5 protein-coding genes and 1 pseudogene are annotated in these 3,923 nt (G+C 59.7%); 2 read left to right on the top strand and 4 right to left on the bottom strand.

What is annotated here, in order from left to right:
* Window positions 1-432: pseudogene (locus AACS18_RS08415) on the bottom strand (ATP-binding protein); the annotation flags it as partial.
* A gap of 33 nt (window positions 433-465) precedes the next feature.
* Entirely contained in the window at window positions 466-1,188 is a 723-nt protein-coding gene (locus AACS18_RS08410; protein WP_005336534.1) for a response regulator, read from the bottom strand.
* A 199-nt stretch (window positions 1,189-1,387) separates the two neighbouring features.
* On the opposite strand from AACS18_RS08410, the gene AACS18_RS08405 reads away from it, so the two are divergent.
* Window positions 1,388-1,738 (top strand): hypothetical protein, encoded by a 351-nt coding sequence (locus tag AACS18_RS08405; RefSeq protein WP_108614105.1) that lies wholly within the window; start codon window positions 1,388-1,390, stop codon window positions 1,736-1,738.
* Window positions 1,739-1,915: 177 nt separating this feature from the next.
* On the opposite strand, the gene AACS18_RS08400 is transcribed toward AACS18_RS08405, so the two are convergent.
* Together AACS18_RS08400 and AACS18_RS08395 are read right to left on the bottom strand one after the other, a co-directional pair.
* Window positions 1,916-2,335 carry a hypothetical protein gene (locus tag AACS18_RS08400; RefSeq protein ID WP_108614104.1) on the bottom strand — a complete coding sequence of 140 codons (420 nt, stop codon included), beginning with the start codon at window positions 2,333-2,335 and terminating at the stop codon, window positions 1,916-1,918.
* A 99-nt stretch (window positions 2,336-2,434) separates the two neighbouring features.
* The gene (locus AACS18_RS08395) at window positions 2,435-3,349 is read right to left on the bottom strand and encodes a LysR family transcriptional regulator (protein WP_108614103.1); all 915 of its coding nucleotides are present in this window, start codon (window positions 3,347-3,349) and stop codon (window positions 2,435-2,437) included.
* Between the two features lie 258 nt (window positions 3,350-3,607).
* On the opposite strand from AACS18_RS08395, the gene AACS18_RS08390 reads away from it, so the two are divergent.
* A partial coding sequence (locus AACS18_RS08390; protein ID WP_108614106.1) for a hypothetical protein occupies window positions 3,608-3,923 on the top strand: 316 nt, incomplete at its 3' end.

Here is a 3,923-nt window from a genome sequence, read left to right as displayed (position 1 = left end):
ATCCCGCGGCGGGGGCGGTCCCTTGCGATCCCGCATCATGCGGGCATGATGTTCCCACGCCTTGCTGCGCTGGTTATCCTCCTTCAGTTCGGCACTGATCTCGACCGTGAGGCCGGGGGGATAGTTGAGGCGCGAGCGCACCAGCTGCTCGAAGCGGGGGCTGCGGTTATCCGGTTGCAGCGGTTCGTCGGAGAGGCGCAGCAGCAGGGTCTCGCTGCGGCTCGCCTTGAGGATCTCGTCATAGAGGGACGGGGGAGAGAGGGAGAGCAGTCTGACCACCGAGATGATCCGCTGCATGGCGTTGCGGCTGTTGACGAAGCCGAGCGCCTCCTCCCGATCCGTGCGGTAGATCTGGATGCTGAGCAGCTGGATCAGGATCAACCCTGCCAGCGCCACCAGAATGATCTGGCCGGTCAGCCCCTTGGGCCACATCCGTGCCCACAGTCGTCGCAAGGTGCCCACTGCTTAAACCTGCGTCACGTCGGCGGAGAACATATAGCCGCCACCCCAGATGGTCTTGATCAGCTCCGGATTCTTGGGATCCCGCTCCAGCTTGCGGCGCAGCCGGCTCACCAGAGTATCGATGGCGCGATCGAAGGCTACCGCCTCGCGGCCACGGGCCAGATCCAGCAGTTGATCCCGGCTCAGCACTCGCTGCGGGCGTTCCAGAAACACCTTGAGCAGATCGAACTCGGCGGTGGAGAGGCTGAGGCCCACTCCATCCTCATCGACCAGCTCCCGGCGATTGACGTCGAGCAACCAGCGATCGAAGCGCAGATCCCGGGTCAGGGTTTCGGCGGCGGGTTGGGTCTCGGCCTGGGTGCGGCGCATCACCGCCTTGATGCGCGCCAGCAGCTCGCGCGGGTTGAAGGGCTTGGCCAGATAGTCATCGGCGCCCATCTCCAGCCCGATGATGCGGTCGGTCTCTTCCCCCATGGCGGTCAGCATGATGATGGGCAGGTTCGATTTGACCCGCAGCTCACGGCAGAGGGTGAGGCCATCTTCACCCGGCATCATCAGGTCCAGCACCAGCAGGTCGAACTCCCGCTCCTCCAGCAGTCGCTTCATCTCCTTGCCATCCCGGGCGCAGCTGACCCGCAGGCCGTGCTGTTCCAGAAAGCGCTTCAACAGATCGCGGATCTCGCTGTGGTCGTCGACCACCAGAATGTGGGTGTTGCCCTGGTTCATGAATACCTCCCCTGCTTGGCGTTGGCCCGAGTATACGAAAATCCGGCCGGCGGTTTGTGTCAAAGTGTGCCAGATCCGCACGATGCCACACTCTGCTACAAAAAAGGGCGACGCTGGCAAAGTTCAGACACCGATAGGGTGTTTACTTGAGGGCAAGGCAAGAGCGCCGAACCAGAATCATCCCTACAGGAGATAGACCATGAAAAAGCTGACCAAAACCCTGCTGACCGCCACCCTGATCCTTGGCCTGCCGCTGGGTGCCTATGCTGCCAGTGAAGCGGCCCCCACCGGCCAGCCCGGTGCCATGGTGGACTGCCCGATGGATGGCGGTGGCATGATGGGTGGCAAACACCACGGTGGCCGCCACGACAAGATGGCTCGTCTGCAGAACATGACCCCGGAGCAGATCCAGGCCAACCTGCAGCAACGTTATGACCGCATCGAGGATCCTGCCAAGAAGGCGGAGTTCATCAAGAAGCTCAACGAGCGTGCCGCCGGCATGACCAAGCACGCCGAAGCGATGAAGCAGTTCGCCGAAGCGAACCAGTAACAGCGACTGCTGTTATCAACCCAAGGGTGGCCGAGGCTACCCTTTTTGCGCTTACTGCGTTGAGCAGCAGAGTGGTTGAACGCTGGTGATTGCCAATAAAAGAGGGGAGCCTGATGCTCCCCCTCTTGCTATCTGTGTCGGTGCGGGTGTGCAGCCCACTCCACCGGACGAGCGAACTTAGCCCTGAGCCTCGTCGGTCAGCTCTACTTTCTTGACGGTTTCGCCTTCGAACTTGATGACCACGTTTTTCTTGGCGGCGTCGGTATCTTTCAGCAGGGTTGTGGTTGTCTCTGCCAGCAGCGGAGAAGCCTTCTTCAGGGCATCCAGATCATAGGTCCACACTTCCAGACCGGATTCAGTCTTGGTGGTGGCAGGAACGCCCAGCTTATCTTTGACTGCCTGCTTGTTGGAGCCGCCTTCCTTGATATCCAGCGCCTTTTTGATGGCTTCGTTGGATGCGCTGTCCATGGCACCGGATACGGCAGTGCTGGCCGCATCCTTGACGCTGCTGGTGACGCTGTCGGTCAGCGAATCCATCAGGCCGGCATTGGCAAACAGGGGCAGGGTGGTGAGGGCAACCAGCAAACTCTTTTTCATTTTCTACAGCTTCCATGGGTTCAATGAGGCGGCTATGAAATCAGCAAAGATATTGGGCGTCAAGTGAGGCATGCAATTAACATTTCTGTTAACTGGATCTCATTTCTCACCAGTCACAAACAGTTTTGGGATCTCCCGCACCAGCCAGCTTTTGGCCTTGCCCATGGTGTCTCGCCGCCAGGCCAGCACGACCTGCAGCTGATGGCGATATTCGGGGCTGATCACCTTAAGCCGTCCGGCTCGGATGTCCTCCTCAATCCAGCTCTGTGGCATGGTGCCGACCCCGATCCCTGCCAGCAGGGCATCCCGTTTCTCCGTCATGGTGCTGACAGTGAGGCGCGGCTGCTTGTCCAGCAGGCGGTAGGTGAGAACCGGTTTGCGCAGGGCTGTGTCGGCCACCGCGATGGCGCGGTAGCTGCGCAGGGTCTCGTCGGCCAAGGGTTCGGGCTCCTGATGCAGCGGATGATCGGGATGGGCGACGTAGAGCATCACCTCGTCCTTGATCACCTGATGCTTGATGCCGGTCATCATGATGTCCGGGTTGATGGAGGAGATAAGCAGGTCGGCGCGGCCATCTTCCAGACACTCCCAGCTACCCGCCAGCACCTCGGCCCGCAGCCGCAGTCGGGTATCGGTCTGCTCGGCCAGCTTCTCCACCAAGGGGTAGAGGGCCTGCACCGGGACCAGCGCATCGACGGCGACTGTGATGTCGGTTTCCCAGCCACGGGCCAATGCCCGGGTCTCGCCCACCAGATGCTCGGCTGCCTCCAGCAGCACCCGGCCGCGCTCCAGCAGCATGCGTCCCGCCGGGGTGAACTTGGTGCGGTGGCCACTGCGGTCAAACAGCATGGCATCCAGTTCGTCTTCCAGCTTCTGCACCGTATAGCTCAATGCCGAGGGCACCTTGCCCAGCTCGTCGGCCGCCGCCGCAAAGCTACCGCGGCGGTCGATGGCATCCAGCACTCGGATTGCCTCCAGGGTCAGCGCCCGCTCCTTGTTCGATTCCTTGGCCATTCCTCACCTTCAATTTTTTTGAATATGTTTGCCAGTTTATCTCGCTAACAAGTTAGGTCATGTGACTTTAATATTCAATCAACGCTTAGGCAGGAACGTCGAGCGGCCAAATATGCGGGTAGTTCCGCACTGTGACAAACCAAATCGGTCTGTCTGATGTCGGTGAAAGAACAACACACTATTTGAATAACCTCTTGCATGGATGCATTGATTCTGGCCGAAAAGGCCTTGGCAATGACATATAAAACAAGAGAGTGAATGAACATGAAAAACGTAATCAAGATGCTGGCCGTTGCAGGCCTGATGACCACTGGTTTCGCCCAAGCTTCCGTACCGGCTGACTTCAATGCCATGCCCGGCGTGCTGTTTGTGAACTGGAACGCCACTGCCGCAATGGATGGCAAAGCCAATCCGATGCTGGAAGTGCGTGACGAGTCTGGCGATCTGCTGGCATCAGTCCACGCCAATCTGACAGGCACCCAGCAGGTGCGGATCCCGAGCCGTACCCAGGGCAACCTGACCGTCAGCCTGGCTGACCAGAGCAGCAAATACCGTATTCCGTTCGGTATCGGTA

This window comes from Aeromonas sp. HMWF015 (assembly GCF_963878965.1).
GTDB lineage: Bacteria > Pseudomonadota > Gammaproteobacteria > Enterobacterales > Aeromonadaceae > Aeromonas > Aeromonas veronii.
This window is presented reverse-complemented; position numbering and strand designations above follow the sequence as displayed.

What these genes read in the sequence shown, in the direction of transcription:
- AACS18_RS08400 (WP_108614104.1), bottom strand. Translation starts at nt 2,335, where the DNA reads ATGAAAAAGAGTTTGCTGGTTGCCCTCACCACCCTGCCCCTGTTTGCC.
- AACS18_RS08395 (WP_108614103.1), bottom strand. Translation starts at nt 3,349, where the DNA reads ATGGCCAAGGAATCGAACAAGGAGCGGGCGCTGACCCTGGAGGCAATC.
- AACS18_RS08405 (WP_108614105.1), top strand. Translation starts at nt 1,388, where the DNA reads ATGAAAAAGCTGACCAAAACCCTGCTGACCGCCACCCTGATCCTTGGC.
- AACS18_RS08410 (WP_005336534.1), bottom strand. Translation starts at nt 1,188, where the DNA reads ATGAACCAGGGCAACACCCACATTCTGGTGGTCGACGACCACAGCGAG.